The following is a 20,255-nucleotide window of genomic DNA, read 5'->3' on the forward strand; positions in this document are numbered from 1 at the left end:
AATGCTAACTCAAAGTGTTAACTTTCAGATACAAAGCAAACAGAATTCGGCAGAAAAAGAGTCGAGCAGAGAGTCAATCGGAATGAGGCTCGCTCAGGAATTCAGAGCACTCAGGGCAGAGGCACGGTCCGGAAAAGTTTCCCACAACTGATCCAGGTGAGTCACCTCCAGCACTTCCGTACAGTATTCACTCAAACCACAGATACAGAACTTCCCTCCCTCACGATGATTGAGTCGATTCCACATCCGGAAAATGACCTCAATGAAAGCAGAGCCGAAGAAAGAGGTATGTGACAGATCCAGAACCACCACAGGTGGTGTGGCAGTTTCAGCAACCTGCAATAACACATCCGTCAAGGCATCCAGTCTTGGCTCGTCCAGATTTTCGTACTCCGGCCCCAAAGCCACAACGGTGACCTGACCTTCTTTGACTATTTCCGGTGGGTAATCTGCAGGCATAATTAAGCTGTCAACAAAACCATCGTTGGTGAAAGCCCGAATTGAGGATTCAATCGAGCATCAATGTAACCTACACATAGTAATCCAAATCAGTAACGTGTCAACCAAGAAATCCATTTCTCAGAGCAAGATCTATTGGCGCAAGTCTATTCCAAGTGAATATTTACCAACACTCCTCGCCTCTCGTAACTCCCCCAGTATCATCCCAGTAAGACCCTCGACCTGATCAGGCAGCTATTGTTCGTTTCTCCAATCCTGGAGACGGGCCTTCAGTTTGATTTTTTTATTATTCCGCAGCACCATCAGTTGAACTTCATCTCCAACCTTACGCATTTCCAAAGCGTCCAGTAATGAGTTTGTATTGGTAATGGGCATTTCATCAAGCTGCATGATCAAGTCTCCCAAAATGAGGTTTCCGGCTTCGTCGAGTCTGAGCTCCTTCAGACCTGCCAGATCAGCTGCTCCTCCTGGCATGACAGCCTGAACCATGACCCCTGAAACATCACTGGGGAGCATGTGATTAATTTTGAGTTTGTGGATCACGAAATCATCTACTCCCAGGAAATTCAAACTGGGAGTCTGTATCGAGTGATACTGAATCAGTTGAGGAACAAATCGAATCACGAGATCAACGGGCACGGCATAACCGATGCCAGCATAGACATGTGATGAACTGTAGATTGCAGTATTGACTCCAATCAATCTCCCTGAACTGTCCAGGAGTGGGCCTCCTGAATTACCTGGGTTAATAGCTGCGTCAGTCTGGATGACATTGCGGATAGATCTTCCGGTCACCGAGATGATCTCACGTCCCAGACCGCTGATAATGCCGGTCGTCAGGGTCTGATCCAGACCAAAAGGATTGCCAATCGCCAGCACAGTCTGTCCGACCTGAAGATCAGCGGAATACCCTCTTTTGATCGGCTTCAACCGATCGCGGGGCGCTTCGATTTTCAGTACTGCCAGATCTTTTGAGGGAGCACTCCCAACGTGCTTAGCAATCCAGTTTGAATTATCCGCCAGAGTAACCATGTATTCATCTGCTTTCTGGATGACATGAAAATTGGTTACAATGTGCCCCTCACGGTCCCAGATGAAACCACTTCCGGACCCCTGGCGGGGGGTTTGGGGATTCATACTGAACTGATCCATGGGCGAGGAAAAGTCAGCCGTGCGGATATGCACGACCGAAGGAGAAGATTCACGGAACAGTTCGATGATTCTCAACTCTGACTGAGTCAGGTCAGTCGGCATGGGAACCCGAAAATCAGGCTGACCGAAATAGCGCTGCAACAGCATGATTGTCATGAAGACATTCACGATGATCAGTATAAGAATCAACCATTTCTGAATCAGCGAGGATTTTCCGGATGAATGTCCCCATGGCTGTGACGGATGTTCTGAAGGCATGACCTGTTATTCATCTACAAACAAGAAGTGGAGTTGCAGGTATCGCTTTCCCTATTCTATAAAATTCACCGAGAACATCGCAATGAAATCGGAAACAGATACCTGTTACTGCAACTTGGCGGCTGCGGAATTGAGCTCACTGATCGCTTTGATAAAACGTTTCTTCAGCTTAGGAGACAGGTCAGAAAAGGCAGACTGCACTTCTGGAGTCAGCATTTTGTGACAGCGTTCTACCGCGGAACAGATGCGTTTCACTGCCTGTTCAGGAGTAATCTCCGGCTTGGCAACAACTGCAGTTTCCGAACCGGATCCTTTAGGAGCGGGAGAGGCTGCACCTGAACGAAACGGGCTGTACTCATTTCCGGAGCCTCCCATGTCCCGCGCGTGGCCGGCCACAGTCGCGGCTGCCTCCGACTGCTCCCTTGATCCCGGCTCCAGACCACTCCGTTCCAGTTGATCATATTCAGAAGGATCTTTCACGGAGATCGGCTCATCAGAAACAAAGGTGACTTCTGAATCAGTCGGGTATTCTTCAAACGGTTCCGAAATGGAGAGATCTTCACCGTTCACAGCCCTCCGCCAGGCTTTCAGCTCGGCAGCAGTCGCCTGATTTTCTTCAGCCCATTGCAGACACTCCGGAGCGTCATCCCAGGTCAGGGCGATATAGTAGTGAGACCATTTGAGGTGCGCATACTGATCTTTGACATCGCCAAACGTTTCCCAGACCCGACGTCGCTGGTAGATCTGGTCTCCGCTCAGCCCGACCATCGCCCCAAAATCCGCGTCGGTCCTTCCCTTGGCATATTTTTTTGTCCATTGAGCAGCACACTCACCGATAACCCAGCTGCTGTCACTCAGAGCTTCCCGGGCACGGTCAATCAGTTGTTCTTCTGTTAGTTTTGCGGTCGAATCAGTATGTTCTGTCATATTTCTCTGCTGGTTTTCTTCTAAGAACTGGTAGTTGCTTGCCGGAAAACAATCGAAAGATCATGAACCATTTCCGGCTGAACTGTTTCAAGATATTGAAGCGTTCAAACGCATTCCTGATGCTACACGGAAACTGTTAAGAATACCACCAAGCTGACGAACTTCGTTTGGCAGAAGCGATGATCGCGGGAGAGGGCTGCCCTAAAGTTTATCAACGGTCGCAATAAGAACCGGATTTGGGTGATGTTAAAATGGGTGAGATATAAAAAAAATTCGGATCTTTCCCGGTTTGCTTGACCTAACTGCGATCGGTTATTACGATTCGGTCAAATTCGTCTGAGAAATCGTCGAATAATGATTCTATCGCTTCTGTTGATTAAATCACTTAGACTCTGTAAGCTCTGCTGAGACAAGAGTTTATTGGTTGAAAAACACAATAGTTAAGGCGCCGTAGCCAAGTGGTCTAAGGCGGCGGATTGCAAATCCGTTATTCCCCGGTTCGAATCCGGGCGGCGCCTCTTTTGAATCGCCTCTCTTTCGAGAGGCTTTTTTTACGTCTGGACCTGGATTGATAGAGTCTATTCAGACTTTTTCTTCAATTCGGTCAGCAGTTCGGAGTCTTTCAGACAATTGACCAGAGAGATATCGCTGGCCATGCGACCTCTGCGATCCTCGATCTGGCTGGTCAGATTGAGCATACGATCCAGCCCCGCGGTCAGCTCTCGATCCGGTTTCACGGATGAAGATATGTCTGATTTGTTTAGTTCGGTCTCCGCAGACCTCCACATGATCCAGGCAGAAGTCAGTTCATGCAGCGTGGCGGTGCCGTTCGGGTAGTAAGTATTCATTCTGACTTCCCAGGCCGCTTTCGCATGCTGTTGACTTTGCTCGAACATCGCTCGGCTTCTGCGATCATCTTTTTTCTGACGGTAATAATTACCCTGAATAAAGGAGAGTTGCGCCTGTGAAAGTTCAACCAGATCTTTTCTTCCCAGACCGGCTCCCCGTTCAGCCAGCGTCTCGACGGCTTTTTGAATTCCCTCGAGTTGACGTGTAAAATCAGCCAGGTTCGAAAGGTCGTTCTGCTGACTATGCTGAAATGAATTCGTTTCCAGATTCGCAACAAAAATAGACCTCGCAGCACGGCGATATTCGTTCAGATCGGCTTCTCCCACCTGGAGTTCCTGCCTGCGAACCGAATAATACTGTTCTGAGAGACGGTTGATCTCACGCAATGCCAATCCCTTCTGGTACTGATTATCAGAAGCTGCGGCAATCTCATATTGATTTTGCGCCAGCATCAACCGGGAATGAAGCAGATCACCATACCACCGGTGTGCCGCAGGCTGATTGAGCATTTTCAGTTGATCTACTGCTTGTTCAAGTAAAGCCTGTTTTGCCGTCAGTTGCCCGATCTTCGCACCTTTTGCGCCACGAATTTCACCAACATCGATTTTTGACTGGTATGCGATATTCAATGCCAACTGATAGTCTGACAGAGATAACAAACCTCGAGAGAACGAGTCCTGACTCTGATCGATCAAGCTACTGGCATTTGAATCAAACTGCTCTAACTGTCGATTCTCACGGGATGAAATCTGTCTCGCCTGAGGGGTGGTGATTTGAGGCTTTTGTGCCGACACTGCGCTGGTTTGCGTTGCCGGTTTCCTGTTCGTCTTTGCCTGAAGCGGCACGACATTCATCGGGATAAATTCCCGCCTGTCCCGATTGAGATGGAGCCTGTTTTTTTTGATTTCTGGCTGATCTGGCAGGGCAGGTTCCATTGAAACCATTGTCAGTCCCTCTTCAATTTCCAGAAATTGCTGAATGCTGTTAAGAGATGGCTCCTGCGGGATGTTCGATTCCTGAACAGAAATCTGTGGAGGAAGTTCAGTTAACTGCGGACGCAGTGCCAGGCTGATTACCAACACCAGGATGGCGCAGCTGAGCAAGAAATGAGTTCGATCATTCATCGGAAAAAGAATCGCCATACTAGAAGAAAGCAGCTCAGTTTGGTCTGCCAGATTTATTCAGAGCGATCCGTGCTGTTGACAACAAACTTCTCCTTAATCCTGTTTATCGACCAGTTCTTGACTCCTGATTCCTAAATCAACAACCGGCCCTGCAATGAGATTGAGATGTATTTCTGTCAGTTACATTCGAACTGGTACGACAGGAGTAACTAGACCAGCACAGAGCTCCAGATGACCATCCTGGCACAGAATTATTTCAGTCGAAATGTGATTTTTCAAATTATTCCTCAAAAAATAAATGACTCTCCGAAAAAACACAGACACAAATACCATCCCATAAAGCACTATATCAATTAGGGTTACGCCTTCATTTCTCCTGATTCTCTTTCGAATCTAAATCAACCTAGCCTAACCGTAAATAACTCCTATTTCCCCGAGATTACATATTTGATTTTGGTGATAACATTTGTTATCGTGATTTCAACATCGCAATTGATATATTCCACCCAAACACCTCAAGCACTGCTATATTAACAGTTAAACGAGTTGCTTTGCTCTACGATTGCAAAAAACTCGCTGAATCCGGGCCGTTCATCTAATCACAGTCCGGATCCTTTATAGAGAGAACAAAAGGAGCTGTGATGCCACCTCTGGGGATTATTTATACTTTCGACTCCGAATTTGTATCTGTTCTCAAGCCACGATTACTCCAGCAGATCAACAGTCAGGTGACCGTGGTAAAGTCATTGCCTGAATTGATAGATTCGATTCAGCCATCTGCTCCAGCAACGATCTACCTTGATTTGCGGTCTCACAATCTCCCCTCTGAGTCTGATGAACGCAGTTCTGTGCTGTCTTATCTGAGAGAAATCTGCGAATTTCCTGTGCAGATCGTCACAGTCTTAGACCAGTTCCTTCCACTTGAATACGTGGAGACTGCTAATTTTATCACCGACGCCTGGCTGGAATACCCACCTGTTCCCGAAGAACTTAATGCCCTGGCTGACGAACTATCAAAAGTTGAACCGAAAAAAACTCCTGAGACCATTCCCGAATCACGTAAGATCTTCGATCATAAAATGCACGTGACCACCTATACTCCGGAAATGATCCCAATCGTCGATCAGATATCTAAAATTGCCAGGCATAACGTCACTCTTTTATTGATCGGAGAAACTGGAACCGGGAAAACCACACTGGCATCGATGATTCACGAGCTCTCCCCCAGAAGTGAAGAGCCTTTTCAAAATATCGCCTGTGGAGCACTCCCCTCGGATTTGATTGAAAGCGAGTTGTTTGGTCATTTGCGTGGTTCATTCACGGGAGCCGAACGATCAAAAGTCGGTCGTTTCGAAGCAGCAGGCAAGGGGACATTACTGTTAGATGAAATCGATATTCTATCCCCCAAAGATCAGGCCAAACTGCTGAAGGTAATTGAAACCGGTCAGTTCGAGCCCGTGGGTTCTACAGAATCCCGAGTCTCGGAAGCGAGGCTGATTGTCGCCGCGAACGTGGAGCTCGATGAACTGACACGGAACAATAAGTTCCGCTCAGACCTCTACTACCGATTGAACGTACTTCAATTTCGCCTGCCGGCCCTGAGGGAGCGGCCAAACGACATCATTCCACTTTCTCTGCAATTTATTCAGGAATGCTGTCAGCAGCATTCTATCGAGATCACAAAAATCCATCGCAAAGTCCTGGACCTGCTCAAACAATACAGCTGGCCCGGTAACTTAAGAGAGCTCAAAAACCAGATCCAACGTGCAGTTCTATTCTCGAACAATGGCGAGTTGACAACGCATGAGTTTTCTCCCAATCTGTTCCAGGAAGATCAGCTGGTAAGCCTGCCAAACAATGGAGCTGTGAAAGAGAAACAGACCCTGGCAGATCAAGTCGCGATCAGCGAAAAACATCTGCTGCTCAAATCACTGTCTGAAAATGGTTTCCGAAAAACGGCCACTGCAAAAGCCCTGGGAATCAGTCGGGTTGGTCTGTACAAGAAAATGCGGAAATACGGCATGCTCGAAACCAATAAGCCCAAAGCACAGAGCAGACTGCAAACCGAAAGTTGAGCCTGCCCCTTTCCTGATTCTGTTGCAGGAAGTTAACCGCAGTCAGCTCAATCGATCAGAAACCACACTTGAGAACGAACTCAATCGCTTTACTGATTGTTCCCACCAGGAGAGTTTTCGTTGAGGAGCGTTTGTGATGTGGTGCTGATTGTTTCCCCGTATGTAGTCGGCTCCAGAATCCCGCCGGGGCGGTGTTCACGAATCAGAAAGCTTCGCAGCTCGAGCACCGCGGGTGCAAAAAACAGAATATAAATCGGCGGTGCCATACAGAAAATAACCGGAAACAGCAGCTTGATACTGGTTTTACTGGAATGCTCTTCTGCCCGCTGACGGTACTTCCGCCGAATACCATCGGCGAAATCAATCAACGCTGTTGAGACATTGGTCCCCAGTCTTTCGGTCTGAGAAATCATCAGGGACAGAGTATTCACATCCGGGGCATCAATTCGTCTGGCAAACTGCTTTAAGGCATCCGCCATGGAATTCGCATCGGCATGACGTCGAATAATGTCAAATTCCACTGCAATATCCGGATGAGAATAACGAACTTCCTCAGTGACCCGCTGCAGGGCTGTACGCAAAGGTACGCCGCCGGTCAGACACATCATGACCAGGTCCAGCGCATCCGGTAATCCCTTTTGAATTCGATTCACTCGGCGACTGGCCTGATTATGCAGCACAATACGGGGCAGACCGTAGCCACTTCCCGCAATCAGTAAACCCGCCACCAGGATAATTTCCGGATAGTTGGTACCAGGATCTGCCAGCACACAACCGATTCCGGTTCCGATCAACACCAGAACGATCAGAATATTTCGGGTGGCCAGATATTCAATTAACGCAGTCGACCGGTAATAACCCGCCCGCTTCAGGTCGAGCTCGATTTTTTTAATTTCCTCATCCGACTGCGGAATCACTCCTGCCATCGCCCGTCGAAAAGGACCGACATGGGACGCAGAGTATGTTGAGCCACTGGACTTTTCTCCCAGCTTCAATTCTTTTTTTCTTCCCGCGCGATGTCCTGCAGCAACGGCATCTCCCACCAGGAAGAAAACGAAGCATACCAGCAGAAATGTCGCGATTGTTACGAGATCTAGAAACATGGAAGGCTCTTCACTATTTAATCTGCAATTTCGACAGTCATCCAGAGATGAAAACTATATTTAATAATCCGTTCTCAGCAGGGCAGAGACCCAGAAAATCCCAATCACTTCTAACACAAAGGCGATCATCAGCAGTATGTTACCAATCGGATCTGTATACAGATTGGAAACATGATCTGGGAACGCAACCAGCAAAATGACAAATGCGACCGGTGCCACAACGGTCATGAGAACTGCCGAAGCACGTCCTGCCCCTGTGGAAGCTCTCATCTGACGACGGTAATTGATGCGATCCCGGATCACATCAGCCATTCGTTCCAGGTTCGCTGGTAAATTTCCACCGGTTTTGCGATAGAGCATCAGCGTGGAGGTCAGGATCTTTAAATCCATCAGTTGAATCCGGCTGGAAAGTGATTTCATCACAGCGGGAATGGACATGTTCATATCCAGCTGACGTGCGCATCTCCTGAATTCATAGCTGAGTGGACCTTTAGTCTCTTCGCCAACGATGGCAATCGCCTGTTCCAGGCTCGCTCCAGCGTGTGTTGATCGAGCCAGCAGATCGATCATTTCAGGAAGTTCTTCCTGAATTTTCTGCATGCGTTTTTTCCTGCGATAGTGGAGCAGGATCAGGACTGCGATCATGCCTGCCACCATACCAGCGATACCGGCCAGAGGCAGATCAGTGTACACGAAAATCGTTCCGCCAATTGTCAGTCCGCAGGCAACGATAAACAGAAACGCGGAGAAGGGAGTAAATTCCGATCCATTTTCCAGAATCAGTCGGTCAAAGCTTTGATCAATCTTTCCCAAGAGACTGGTGGCTGGCTCCTGGTCAAAAACGTTGGGAATCCGGCGTAAACGGGGACGTCCACCAAATCGACCAGACTCAGATTTCGATACTCCGGCCAGGTCCCGCAACATCAGGTAGACAGCCAGAGCAGCTACCGTCACTGCAACAAAGCATAATAAAGCAATCGATGAACTGTTCACTTCCCTCTATCTCCACTACGAATGAATCTCAGATTCTCATTTCAGGAACCGAGCCAATCAGACTTTGAACGTTTTCTGCTCAAAGATCTGCTCACTCAGCTTAATCCCGGAAGACTCCATTCGCTTCAGGCATGCAGGTCGATAACCTGTTGCATAAAAATTACCGGTCGCATTCCCTTGTTCATCCACACCGGTCTGTTCGAACCCGAAAATATCTTCTACCTGATAATCGCCCCGTTCATTTAACGCGACAATTTCAGAGACGCGGGTGATACAGCGCTGCCCCCCCTTCATTCGGGAAGCATGAAGCACGATACCAATACCGTTGGCAATGTACTGACGAATCACAGGAAGAGGTAATTCAAAGCCACTCATGGCAACCATCATTTCCAGACGAGCCAGAGCATCCCGGGTATCATTGGCATGGATGGTTGTCATGGAACCTTCATGACCAGTATTCATCGCCTGCAGCATATCCAGGGCTTCTGCTCCTCGAACCTCACCAATGATGATTCGATCCGGACGCATACGCAGGCTGTTTTTCACCAGTTGCCGCTGGGAAATTTCTCCGACCCCTTCTGTGTTATCATTTTTTGTTTCGAGGCGAACGACATGCTTGTGCTGCAAAATCAGTTCCGCGGAGTCTTCAATGGTAATCAGACGTTCCTCACGGGGAATGAAGTTGGACAATGCATTCAGGAGTGTTGTTTTACCACTGCCTGTTCCCCCCGAGATGAGCATGCTGATTCGGGAATCCACAACAGCAGCCAGAAAATCAACAATCTCCGGTGTCACTGACTGCTTTTCAATCAGATCATCAATTCCCAGGGGAGCGGTCCCGAAACGGCGAATGGATAATGAAGGGCCGTTGAGCGACAGTGGGGGAATGATGGCATTGATACGGGAACCGTCCGGCAGACGGGCATCGACCATCGGATTCACTTCATCAATACGTCTGCCAACCCGTGAAACAATTCTCTGGATGATGCGCATCAGATGCTGATTATCAGCGAAGATGACATCAGACTCCTGTAACTGGCCATTGCGTTCGATATGAATCTCGTAAGCGTGGTTGACCAGAATATCACTGATACTGGAATCAGCCATCAACTGATCAAGGGGCCCCAGACCGAATACTTCACTCAGCAGTTCATCGAGCAGGCGTTCTCTATCAATCCCTTCCAGGATCGATGCATGTTCGTCACAGATCTCTGTAGCAACGGCTCGAACTTCACCAGAAAGTTCTTTTTCTGAAATCTGAGCCAGCATCGACAGATCGAGAGAATCGACCAGTTCCTGATGAATCAGGACCTTCTGTTTTTGAAAGTTCAATTCTGCTTCTCTGTTCTCCGGAATATAACTTTCGGGTTCCAGAAACAGTTTTTTCGTGCGAAGTGATTCCATGTCGTAACCTACAGATATATATCCCCAAGAAATCAGGATACAGCAGGGTTGCTCGTCCTGACAGACTTCGTAAACAATCAGAATCCAGACTGCAATCGGTGCTCAGACAGACTGCCCCAGGCAATCAGACCGGGTTTTTCTTCCGGCTGATGATGCCTGTTTCTACCTGACTTTAAAGACCACTGACTGGTGTTGAGATCTCTGAAGTCTTTTTCTCGCTTTGCTTCATCGTTGTTGCTGCTTTGCCGGAGGGAATCACTTCAGAAGCAACAGGTGTTTCGATCGCGTCGATCCAGTTCTGGCTTTTGTAAGCACGGTTTCCTTTGAAATGAACCGTATTCAGACTACCGCCACGATAAATATCCATGCTGGAGACACGCTGATTCGGGATGAATCCCAGAATATTCGACAGAGTCAGTCGATCACTGGCACGTCCTGCAGAAACCACTTCGGTATTTTCGTTAGGATTCCGCAGGGCCAGACTCAGGACCCCATGATCTTCAACCACTTTCAGTACTTTTCCCTGTTCGGGGGAAACTTCCAGTGTAACCGGATAATCTTCAGATTCTTTCTTTCCCATGCCAACTTTATGACCGGGTACTGCAGTCTCTCCAACAGCCAGTACACGGACTTTTTCCAGCAGAGTAATCGTTGTTTCTGGAATCCCGTCGGTTTCATGTGAACGGAACAGGACATCAACCACAGCTCCGGGGCGAGAGAAACCGGCTACATTGCCAATTTTATGAATAGAGACTGTCACAGCCCGATTACCCGGCTCAAGGTTTTCAGACAGCCCTGGTCCCATTCCCGTCGCATACAGATCGACGGTGTAAAATGGTTCGCCAGCTTTGATGGGAGATTTCAAGACGCGGTTCACAATGAACTCAGTCCCCATAATTCTCTGCTGTCCGTTGGGCTTGAACCGTTTGTTGATTTGATCTGGAGCAATTTTCAGAATCGAAATGTCATCTAGCGACAAAGTCTGGCCGGGCACAAGGTCCCGGGAGGCAATGGGGATAAAGGCCTGCTGTGGTTTAGCGGGTGGGTCCTCTGCCAGCACAACAGGGCCAGGCTGCTTGTGCAGGAACTGCCTCACTGTATAAGCCGCGCCCAAGCCTAAGAGAATTGCGAAAATCGCTGCCGTCATTGTTCCTGGACTAATTTTTGCCACGTTAACTTCCCTGAAATCTTCGATTTTAAAAAATTTCAATTCACCTGATGCCGGCCTGAATCCAGCAGGGGTGATACACGTTGTCTCAATCTATTTAGCTGACCAAATGCTGATCAGATTTTGTAATTACTACTCTCCCGTTGCAGCCGGAATCGTCAGATCCAGGGCAGCAGGTGCTGACCCATCGCCTGCATCCATCGCTGCTGGTGCAACAGTTCCCTCATCGACCAGGGTGCCGTTATTGGCCATACCGCCGCTGTTGGTATCGATGTATTCACTGGTCACACCGTTAATTGTGAAACTATATGACTGATCCAGACTGACGAGTGCTTCCGCTATGTCACCAAATCCCTGAACGACATGATCACGAATCGTGACCACTCCCGGAATAAAGCCAATGACCAGAATTGTCATAATCAGAACCGTTGAAAAAGCGGAGACATTGCCGCATTCATCTGACCATAATTGACGTAACAGTTTCATTCCTGCTGCTATCCTGACTTTGAGAGAAACTTCCTCGATGAAGATAAACACTGCACAAAGTTATGCATCTAGGATGCCAATCCTGTGCCAACTCCCGAAAAATCTGAATCTCAGGGAGTTCCCGAGGGGGCGTCCTCGGGAACCAGCCTGAAAACTCAAACTGCAACTGTACTATTCGCCAGTCGGAGCAGCGATAGCAACATTGATACAGGCAGGTTCTACACCTGCGGTATCGGTGTTGGTGTCACAGAAGTCGGTCTGGTCAACGAAACGTGAACCAGAAACGCTGGAAGTGTGACCCGTTACACCAGAAAAGCTGTAACTTTGATTAATGTTTGAGATAGCTAAAGCGAGGTCACCCAGTTCCTGAACAACCTGATCACGAACGGTGGCCAATCCTACAACAACCCCTAATACCAGGATTGTGCCGATCAACACGAGTTCAGACGAGACAACAAAACCTGCCTCATCATTCCAGAACTTATTAAGCATGTTCATTCTAACTCCTTATGTATCTTGTGAACTGATCTGGTCAGTTCCTTTGAACATTGTGATAAAAAATTGAAACAGAGCTAATTTCTGCCTCCCATGGGATATGGGAGAAAACATCTGACCGTTGAGTTGCGTCAACTCAGGCAGATGCAAACGTTAGACTACTCACCAGTTGTCGCTGCAATGATAGAGATGCAGTGCACGAAGGTGTCGCTGGTATCAGTGTTCTGATCACAGAAATCTGTGTTGTCGTCGAACAGTGAACCGGACGTACTGGAAGAGTGGCCCGTAATCCCAGAGTAAGAATAGCTCTGGTTGCTGTTGGACATTGCTGCTGCAACGTCTGCGAGTTCTGCGATAACCTGATCACGCAGTGTGGTCAACCCGACAATCATACCGAGAACCAACACAGTAGCGATCAGCACAAGTTCTGTTGAAACGACGAAACCAGCTTCATCATTCCAAAACTGCTGAAACATCTTCATTCGTACTCCTCACATTAATCAGATGGTTAATGCCTACTGGATGCATCGCAAGAACATGCGACTGTTAACAATCCAGTAAATTAACGAGTCTGCATACGCCCGGCGCAGACGTCGCAGATAGACAGCAGACGATGTGCCATTTTCACCACCCATGCGCATTTTTCTTATTTTTACACCAGATCGTATTTCAGGTATTTTTCCAGCAACACATTTTTGAGCTACTCTCGCTAAACCCGCTAATATCAGCATCAGCCAATTTTCTGACACTTTTCCTGACATTTACCGGGAGACGTCACCTGGGAAGCAATACACCTACAGAAAGTGTTTACATTAGTTAACACACCAGACACGAATGTAACCCGTGGTGCACAACTCATTCATGCTTCTTTAGACCGGCGCATGAGTCACGAACTGCGTAAAAACATCAGAGAAGTGACTTTCATCAGAGGATTCAGAAAGCTCTCAAGTAGAACGCAAATGTTTAATCTTTTGTCACTGGAACCAGTTCGACCTGTGCCGGGAATTTCCCTCTCCACAACGCCAGAGCACGCCCCGCATGTGAGAGGAAGGTGAAGCTGCTTTTTATCTCAGATTCCGGCATCTTCTGAATCGTCTGTACCAGCCAGTGACCGGCCTTGATGAGTGTTTCATCAGGAGGAAGCACCTCGGGAGGGGCCAGCGCCCACCACTCCATGGCATGGCCCGTCGCCAGAGCTCTGCGGGCACGGGGGGTAAATTTCTGCTCCGTCGATAAATCAAGTTCTGTCCCGTCCCAGTTTTTGTCCCAGTATCCTTCCGCTGACTGAGATTTCACCAGGCGATCGGTAATCCCTTTCAGGTAATCAATCACTTTCTGACGCCCCTCTTTGGACAGAATGGGAGTTTGTTCATCAACACGCAGAATCATCACCAGAGCATGCAGTCGGTGATTCCCGTAGCAGACCCCTTTGGTCGGCTGTTGACGCATGATTCGCTCGCTGATGGCATCAAAATCAATCCGCTGACCTTCCGAGGTAGTCCAACTCTCAGGAGAATCAAGAAACAGGGCGAACACCAGTGCCGACCATTCGTATTCAACCTGATTCAGGCTGAACGATTTCAGAGATTCCTGGATCATCTCCGCCAGTGTGGTCTCTCCCTGGGCGAGCACAATCGGGTAATCAGCGGGGGTCCCGACTTCTGCCAGAGTCGCCAGCGTATGATCCTCATGACTTGATGTTTCCAGACCTTCCTGAACGCGGGCTCGCAGTCCATTTTCATTACGTACCAGCAGTGGTTTTGTCTTAGCTCCCCAGACCTGGCCAAAACGACGATGGTCCAGCAGAATATCCCGCATTTCGATACCTGAGAGAGATTTGGGATCGTCGAATTCCGCTTCCAGCCCCCAGAACCGCAGTGCATGATCGACATGGTTAATCCGTGGTTGTTTCCCGCGGAATTGAGGCCTTAAACGGGAAAGTACATCTGAGAGGTCCTGATCTGAGACAATCTCGGGACGGTCATATTCCGGTGCCACCGTCAACGGATTCAGCCGCAAGGTTGGCAACTGCCTGGCCTGCTCCCATTCCTGATAGCGAACAGCTGCCCAGCCAATTGCGGCTCCCACGATCAGAATATGAAAGCAGAGAAACCCGGCTACACGCAGTTTTTTCTGTAGTGATGTACGCTGTGGGCTCATGGCTGTTCCTCGCCTTCGGGAGCGGCTTTCTGGTCTGTTTCCTGCTCTTTTTCCGCTGTTTTTTCTGCTTCTGCTGCGGCAATCAGAGCCGGCTCACACGACATGACCACTGCCAAATCGTCTTCATAAACATTCTTGAACCCTTTCAGAAGACGCACCTGCTTATCCAACGCGACCTGCTTATCCTTATGCACAATAAAGGTCGAAACGTTGTACTTCTCGGCGACCGACTGCCAGCCCCGATTGGCACGGGCAATTCCCAGATAGTCCCGCCAGACACGTGGCGGTGCCAGGTGAACAGCATTGGTTGTCATAAAGACTTTCATATCTTTGGGACCATCCCAGACCAGCCAGTCTCCCCACCACTGAGGGTTCCAAACCTGTCCCTGGGGCGGATGCGCCTTGAGAAACTCGGTCAGTTTCCGCGGTGTCCCTTCGCTGTAAATCTTATTTAAATCGCGGGGTTTTCCACCAAACAGGGGAGTCGCGATATTCGAAAACGCGAAGCCGAACCAGAGAATCAAGACACATATCGAAGTCATGACCAGCGATCTTCTGGCCCAGAATGAGCCTGCTGTTTTTTCTCCTGCGCCCGGTTTCAGATAAACCGGCTTCACCCGGGGAATCACATTGGCCAGATGACTGACCATGGCGTAAACAAAGATAACTGAGAACCAGCCAATCATCCGCACTCCCACGATCACAGCCAGGGAGAGCAAACCGATCCTCAGGACGTCAGCAGTCCGCACGCGTTCCCGGCTGTGCCGGTAGAGCCCCAGCATCAGAACCCAGGCCATACAGAACCAGATCCCTTCCGCATCTCGGAATTCCAGCGGCTCCCATTCCAGCACATCCTTCAGATTCGGATTACGCGGGAAGAGCAGTGAATTAAGGAACAGGTCCATATGGTAAGGATTCAACAGTGCGGTGCAGACGGAAAGTTCAGTCACAATCAGCCAGCGACGCACCCAGGGATCGGTACAAACCTGGACCAGACTCTTCGTCTTCCAGAAGACTTCCAGCACGCGGCCCAGAAACTGTAACCCCAGGATCGCCAGTCCCACCACAAACGAACCATGCAGATTCGCCCAGGCCAGAAAAATCAGGGGAATTCCCAGATAGAGGCTGAAAAGCAGGGGAACTGGAGTTTTCTTTCTCTGCGGATTGTCATCATCGGATGGATCAGGCAACCATGCATCGTATTTTTCAGACCAGGCCATGATCACCAGCAGCAATGCCACGCAGAACGTCCCGAATATTTCCGGTCGGATAATCGCAATTCGACTCGAAGCAATCAAAATCAGCAGGAACGAACCCAGAGTGCTCACTCCCACCCGACCGGTTTTGATATAGAACGCACACCAGAACAACACATGGGTGGTAAACACTGTCAAAGCAAAGACATGCGATAAACCGCGGACACCCCAGTTCTCATAGACTTTGGCAAACAGGATCTGAGACAACCACGCTGCATCGATACTTTTCACCCCATCTGCCAGCGACAGGAAAGGGTCGTATTGTGGCAACGAACGATGTGCCAGAATCCAGTCCCCATACGAAACATGTCCCCAGATGTCGGAATAAAAGATATGCACGTTCCCAAAGTAGAAGAACAGCCAGGCAAACCAGAGGCAGGTAATTAAATGCGACCAGCCCATAGAGAACGTTTCTCGATAAAACTGACTTTTATCGAGAGAAGTCTCAGGCTCAAGTGTGCCGGGGTGAGAGTCGATCGACATATTTGCGTCCACTGATGAAACAAACTCAACTTCTGAAATTACGCATCAAAATCCGGAATCGAGAGGGGCAGATCCGCTGAAACGGAAATAGATACGCAAACAATGTTCCAAAGCAGGGAACAGAAGTGAGGGACAGGAAGTCGACGAAACTGTTCAGGTCAAATTGATGAACAATCTGTAAAGCAGCTGTATTGAATCGCAAACAGTGTCAAAGAAACGATTTGTTTCCGGCAACTGCTCAGACCTCAATGCCACGTGCCGACAGATGCTGAATCAGGGACGGGGTATCTGTAAATACTTCCGCCTGGATCCCCAGTCCTCGTGCCACATCCACATAATGGGGAATGTCGTCAGTGTAGAAGGCCTCTGCAGGGGCACACTGAATCTTTTCCAGTGCATAATCGAAGATCGCGGGCTCAGGTTTAATCGCTCCCGCCTTGTAAGAGGTCGCAAAATCGTCAAAGCGTTGCAGCACATCGTATTCATTCCAGATAAAGTCGAAGTGCGAAATACAGGTGTTTGAGAGCAGTACTAACCGGTGCCCCCGGTCTTTGAGTCGATCCAGCACGGGAACGATCGAGGCATTCAGCTCAAAAATATCCGAACCGGCCCGGACCAGTTCCTCAAACGAGACGGATTGTCCCACCGCTTCTTCAAACCACTGGTGGAACTCCTCAGAGCTCAGTTGCCCGCGTTCGAACTCCCATTGTTTCCCCGAATCGATCAATAACGACTGAATTTCCTCGCGGGATCGCCCACAAAGCGCCCCCATCTGTTCACACATCCGATCGTGGGAGAAAAAAGCAAGGACATTTCCCATATCAAACAGAAAGGTTCGAATCACGGTTCGACTCCGGGTTTCAGGTCAGAAAGCTGTAAAACAGCCGTAGTTGTATGATCTGGGCCTCCGCTCGACAAGGCGTAAATTGGAATCTAATTCTCTGTGTGGAGAGTCTGTCTCATTTCGAGGAACGTGAGCTGGCACCTCTTATTGACGGCTTCGGCTAATTTGCTTAAATTGCCTGAAGATAAGAACTTGATGAGAGCAGAATACGACTCGGTTCCTGTCGCTATACAAACTCTGGTTCGAGCGCAGTTTCCATGCCCGCACTCAAGCCGGCTTTGCGCAATACGTGGAGAACATCAGATGGATTTTGAAAATCAATCCTCTTATCCCTCAGGGGAACCAAACAAAGAGTGGCCCTGCCTGCGGCAATTCTGTGTGTTTATGGAAAACCGAGTCGGTTATCTCCATCAACTGCTGAAACTTCTGGAAAAGTTTGACCTGCGAATTATCGCGCTCAGCACCGTCGATTCAGTTGATGTCGCCATGAGCCGCATTGTGCTCGATAACTATGAGCGGGCGCGGGAAATCTTTGAACTCTCCGGCTATACCTTCTTTGAAAAAGATCTGATCGGCGTGGAACTCCCGGATGACACGCAGCCTTACATGCGTATCTGCCTCTCACTCCTGCAGGCTGAGGTGAACATTGATTACACCTATCCGCTGCTTTATCGCCGACACGGCAGGGGCGCCATCGCCTTGTGTGTTGATGATATTGATCTGGGAATCAGAACTCTGACCGAGCAGGGTCATCGCATCATCACGGAAAAAGATCTTAAAGATGACGACGAGTATCTCTGATCCGCTCAGGCAATCAGTTTTACTCTGCAGAGATCGATTGTGTCTTACCTGACCTGGCAGCGTCGTAAAAAGCGTAAATCGTTCGAATTATCCGCAGGCTTTCCCGACTGGAGAGTAGTGGCTCTGATTCGCCTGCTGCCGCCAATACTGCTTTTCTGACCGCCGGAGTATAGCCGCGAGGCTCCAGTGACTTCTCAAAGCGATATCGCTTGCCGTTATGGTTGACGCTCCACTCCAGCGGTCGATCTTCGAAGGGCAACATCTCCAGCCAGCCTTTGCTCCCCCAGATTTTGATCATCGACTGATATCCCCGGTTCAGATAGTACCCCGCCGTAAGCGTTCCCAGAAAACCGGCATCATAGCGGAATGCGAGTGCTGCCGAATCTTCCACATCAATCGGCTGACCCCCCGCCTGGGCAGTAAATCCAGTCACTTCAGCAATGGAAGCTCCCGTCAGGTACATCGAGAGATCCAGCCAGTGGATTCCCAGCCAGGAAAGAAACCCGCCCCCGGCATGATCCTTGTGTGCATACCAGCTTTCATGATAAGCCGGCTTGGTCAAACGGGTCTGATCGGCCAGCAGCTGCAATTCTACTCCATAGATTTTTCCAAGCGTCCCCTCGCTAATTAACGTGCGAGCGTATTGAATCTCCGGATTCGTGCGATTCGCCAGGGCCAGCGATAAATTCAGGTGCTTGCTCTCCGCCTTCTGAACCAGGGGTTCGAACTGTGAAACACTTAAACAGGCCGGCTTCTCCGCAAACACATGACAACCGTGCTCCAGCGCCAGATCAATCGCCGCGGGAGCCTGGCTGGCCTGCATTGTCACCAGGGCCAGCTCCGGTTTTTCTTTCTGAAACAATGTTTTCGCATTGGGAAATACCTGACTCAGCTTTGGTCCCAGCTCTTTCCGTGCAAACTCCGTCTGTTTCCCACCTGGATCTGACAGGAATACCGATTTGACGGCTTCAATTTCCTTCAGGGCAGAGAAGTAGGCTCCCAGGTGAGCTCCGGTCTCATTCGTCAAAACAGCGACATCAATCTGTGGTTTCATCCCAAAACTCCTTCAGACTCTCCCGGGGTAAATCTGTCAGCCTGGTTAGTGACTTTGCATTTCAGGCCGCATTGTATATTTTATATGAATATATCCATTCTGCTTTGTCCCCGCCAGAATCATCTTTGATTCTGCGTAGTGAAGCATTCTCATATTTCAGGACCAGTCCCTTGTTAGCAAGCCACCTCGTCGCACCCGGTCAACTTGAACTCATCGATCTCCCCGAACCGGAATTGCCAGCTGCTGTTGTAGACGCTCCGGGCCAGATTATCTTCCAACCGGAGACGACCTGTCTGTGTGGATCCGATCTTCCTTACTTCAATGGCACCGACGAATGGCCTATTGAAATCGGTCATTCCCTGCATGAGATGATCGGCACGGTCACTGCCACCAATGGAAACCGCTGGAAAGCCGGGGACCGTGTCCTGGCGGTCCCCGTGATGCAACAGGGACTTTTCGAACGTTTTCTCCTGGATGAAACCCGTACGATCCCCATTGCCACCAATATTCCAGAAGAACACGCCCTGATGGCACAACCTTTGGGAACGGCCCTGTTTGCTCTCAAAAAACTTCCCAATCTGTTGGACAAGACGGTCGCCGTTGTGGGGCAGGGGCCGATGGGCCAGCTCATGAATGCAGCTTTGAGCAACATGGGCGCTCGCGAGATCATCGGCATTGACCTGCTCGAATCGCGCCTGAAGGTCAGTCCCCGCATGGGTGCTACCGCCACGATCTGTAACAAGGACATCGAACCGGTCGCCGCAGTCCGGGAGATTCTGAGAGGGGAACTCCCCGATATTGTCATCGAAGCAGTGGGCCACGCAGATCAACAGATCAACCTGTGTATCGACCTCTGTCGCCAGGCAGGCCAGATCCTGGTCTTTGGCGTCCCTCCTGAAACCATTGACGATTTTCGCGTGCGGGACCTGGTGTTCAAAAACATTACCATTCACTCCAGCATGAACCCGGATTTCGAACTTGATTTCCCGCTGGCCATGCAATGGCTCTCGGAAGGCCGCATTGACGTCAGCCCGATCATCACCCACCGTTTCCCCTTAGCAGAAATCCAGCAGGCGTTTGAGCTGTTCCGTGACCGCCGGGAGGGGGCGATCAAAGTCATTGTTGATTTTCCTGCGAAACAGCAGGCATAATTGAAAGACAATC

18 protein-coding genes and 1 tRNA gene are annotated in these 20,255 nt (G+C 49.4%); 4 read left to right on the plus strand and 15 right to left on the minus strand.

Features of this window, described 5'->3' with window-relative positions:
- Nucleotides 1-93: 93 nt before the first annotated feature.
- The 3 genes from Enr10x_RS12445 to Enr10x_RS12455 all read right to left on the minus strand — a co-directional run bounded on the left by Enr10x_RS12445 (nt 94) and on the right by Enr10x_RS12455 (nt 2,796).
- On the minus strand, nt 94-459 hold the full coding sequence (locus Enr10x_RS12445) for an STAS domain-containing protein (RefSeq protein ID WP_232093360.1): 366 nt from the start codon (nt 457-459) through the stop codon (nt 94-96).
- Between the two features lie 234 nt (nt 460-693).
- Nucleotides 694-1,869 (minus strand): S1C family serine protease, encoded by a 1,176-nt coding sequence (locus Enr10x_RS12450; protein ID WP_145449476.1) that lies wholly within the window; start codon nt 1,867-1,869, stop codon nt 694-696.
- Between the two features lie 105 nt (nt 1,870-1,974).
- Nucleotides 1,975-2,796: a hypothetical protein gene (locus Enr10x_RS12455; protein WP_145449479.1), complete on the minus strand. Its 822-nt coding sequence runs from the start codon at nt 2,794-2,796 to the stop codon at nt 1,975-1,977.
- A gap of 444 nt (nt 2,797-3,240) precedes the next feature.
- Between Enr10x_RS12455 and Enr10x_RS12460 the strand changes: the two genes are divergently transcribed.
- Nucleotides 3,241-3,314 (plus strand) — tRNA-Cys (locus tag Enr10x_RS12460).
- Nucleotides 3,315-3,374: 60 nt separating this feature from the next.
- On the opposite strand, the gene Enr10x_RS12465 is transcribed toward Enr10x_RS12460, so the two are convergent.
- Nucleotides 3,375-4,499 carry a hypothetical protein gene (locus Enr10x_RS12465; protein WP_145449482.1) on the minus strand — a complete coding sequence of 375 codons (1,125 nt, stop codon included), beginning with the start codon at nt 4,497-4,499 and terminating at the stop codon, nt 3,375-3,377.
- A gap of 1,199 nt (nt 4,500-5,698) precedes the next feature.
- Between Enr10x_RS12465 and Enr10x_RS12470 the strand changes: the two genes are divergently transcribed.
- Entirely contained in the window at nt 5,699-6,844 is a 1,146-nt protein-coding gene (locus tag Enr10x_RS12470; RefSeq protein WP_197997583.1) for a sigma 54-interacting transcriptional regulator, read from the plus strand.
- 89 nt (nt 6,845-6,933) lie between these two features.
- Here the strand turns inward: Enr10x_RS12470 and Enr10x_RS12475 are convergent, their stop codons facing one another.
- The 10 genes from Enr10x_RS12475 to Enr10x_RS12520 all read right to left on the minus strand — a co-directional run bounded on the left by Enr10x_RS12475 (nt 6,934) and on the right by Enr10x_RS12520 (nt 17,236).
- On the minus strand, nt 6,934-7,947 hold the full coding sequence (locus tag Enr10x_RS12475) for a type II secretion system F family protein (RefSeq protein WP_145107306.1): 1,014 nt from the start codon (nt 7,945-7,947) through the stop codon (nt 6,934-6,936).
- A gap of 60 nt (nt 7,948-8,007) precedes the next feature.
- Nucleotides 8,008-8,940 carry a type II secretion system F family protein gene (locus Enr10x_RS12480; RefSeq protein WP_145107304.1) on the minus strand — a complete coding sequence of 311 codons (933 nt, stop codon included), beginning with the start codon at nt 8,938-8,940 and terminating at the stop codon, nt 8,008-8,010.
- Between the two features lie 57 nt (nt 8,941-8,997).
- Nucleotides 8,998-10,344, minus strand: a complete 1,347-nt coding sequence (locus Enr10x_RS12485) for a CpaF family protein (protein ID WP_145449487.1) — start codon at nt 10,342-10,344, stop codon at nt 8,998-9,000.
- A gap of 172 nt (nt 10,345-10,516) precedes the next feature.
- On the minus strand, nt 10,517-11,515 hold the full coding sequence (gene cpaB, locus Enr10x_RS12490; protein WP_145449490.1) for a Flp pilus assembly protein CpaB: 999 nt from the start codon (nt 11,513-11,515) through the stop codon (nt 10,517-10,519).
- Nucleotides 11,516-11,644: 129 nt separating this feature from the next.
- Entirely contained in the window at nt 11,645-11,998 is a 354-nt protein-coding gene (locus Enr10x_RS12495; protein WP_145107298.1) for a hypothetical protein, read from the minus strand.
- Between the two features lie 171 nt (nt 11,999-12,169).
- Entirely contained in the window at nt 12,170-12,496 is a 327-nt protein-coding gene (locus Enr10x_RS12500; protein WP_315851886.1) for a hypothetical protein, read from the minus strand.
- A gap of 155 nt (nt 12,497-12,651) precedes the next feature.
- Nucleotides 12,652-12,975 (minus strand): Flp family type IVb pilin, encoded by a 324-nt coding sequence (locus tag Enr10x_RS12505; RefSeq protein WP_145107295.1) that lies wholly within the window; start codon nt 12,973-12,975, stop codon nt 12,652-12,654.
- Between the two features lie 481 nt (nt 12,976-13,456).
- On the minus strand, nt 13,457-14,653 hold the full coding sequence (locus Enr10x_RS12510) for a hypothetical protein (RefSeq protein WP_145449493.1): 1,197 nt from the start codon (nt 14,651-14,653) through the stop codon (nt 13,457-13,459).
- Nucleotides 14,650-16,392 carry a hypothetical protein gene (locus tag Enr10x_RS12515; RefSeq protein WP_145107291.1) on the minus strand — a complete coding sequence of 581 codons (1,743 nt, stop codon included), beginning with the start codon at nt 16,390-16,392 and terminating at the stop codon, nt 14,650-14,652. The genes Enr10x_RS12510 and Enr10x_RS12515 overlap by 4 nt, the downstream gene beginning before the upstream one ends.
- Nucleotides 16,393-16,630: 238 nt before the next feature.
- Entirely contained in the window at nt 16,631-17,236 is a 606-nt protein-coding gene (locus tag Enr10x_RS12520) for an HAD family hydrolase (protein ID WP_232093362.1), read from the minus strand.
- 303 nt (nt 17,237-17,539) lie between these two features.
- On the opposite strand from Enr10x_RS12520, the gene Enr10x_RS12525 reads away from it, so the two are divergent.
- Nucleotides 17,540-18,037 (plus strand): acetolactate synthase, encoded by a 498-nt coding sequence (locus Enr10x_RS12525; protein ID WP_145449496.1) that lies wholly within the window; start codon nt 17,540-17,542, stop codon nt 18,035-18,037.
- 19 nt (nt 18,038-18,056) lie between these two features.
- Here the strand turns inward: Enr10x_RS12525 and Enr10x_RS12530 are convergent, their stop codons facing one another.
- On the minus strand, nt 18,057-19,091 hold the full coding sequence (locus Enr10x_RS12530; RefSeq protein ID WP_145449499.1) for a Gfo/Idh/MocA family protein: 1,035 nt from the start codon (nt 19,089-19,091) through the stop codon (nt 18,057-18,059).
- 170 nt (nt 19,092-19,261) lie between these two features.
- On the opposite strand from Enr10x_RS12530, the gene Enr10x_RS12535 reads away from it, so the two are divergent.
- Nucleotides 19,262-20,242: a zinc-dependent alcohol dehydrogenase gene (locus Enr10x_RS12535; RefSeq protein WP_232093364.1), complete on the plus strand. Its 981-nt coding sequence runs from the start codon at nt 19,262-19,264 to the stop codon at nt 20,240-20,242.
- The last annotated feature ends 13 nt before the right edge of the window (nt 20,243-20,255 follow it).

Origin of the sequence: Gimesia panareensis, assembly GCF_007748155.1 — a bacterium.
GTDB classification, from domain to species: domain Bacteria; phylum Planctomycetota; class Planctomycetia; order Planctomycetales; family Planctomycetaceae; genus Gimesia; species Gimesia panareensis.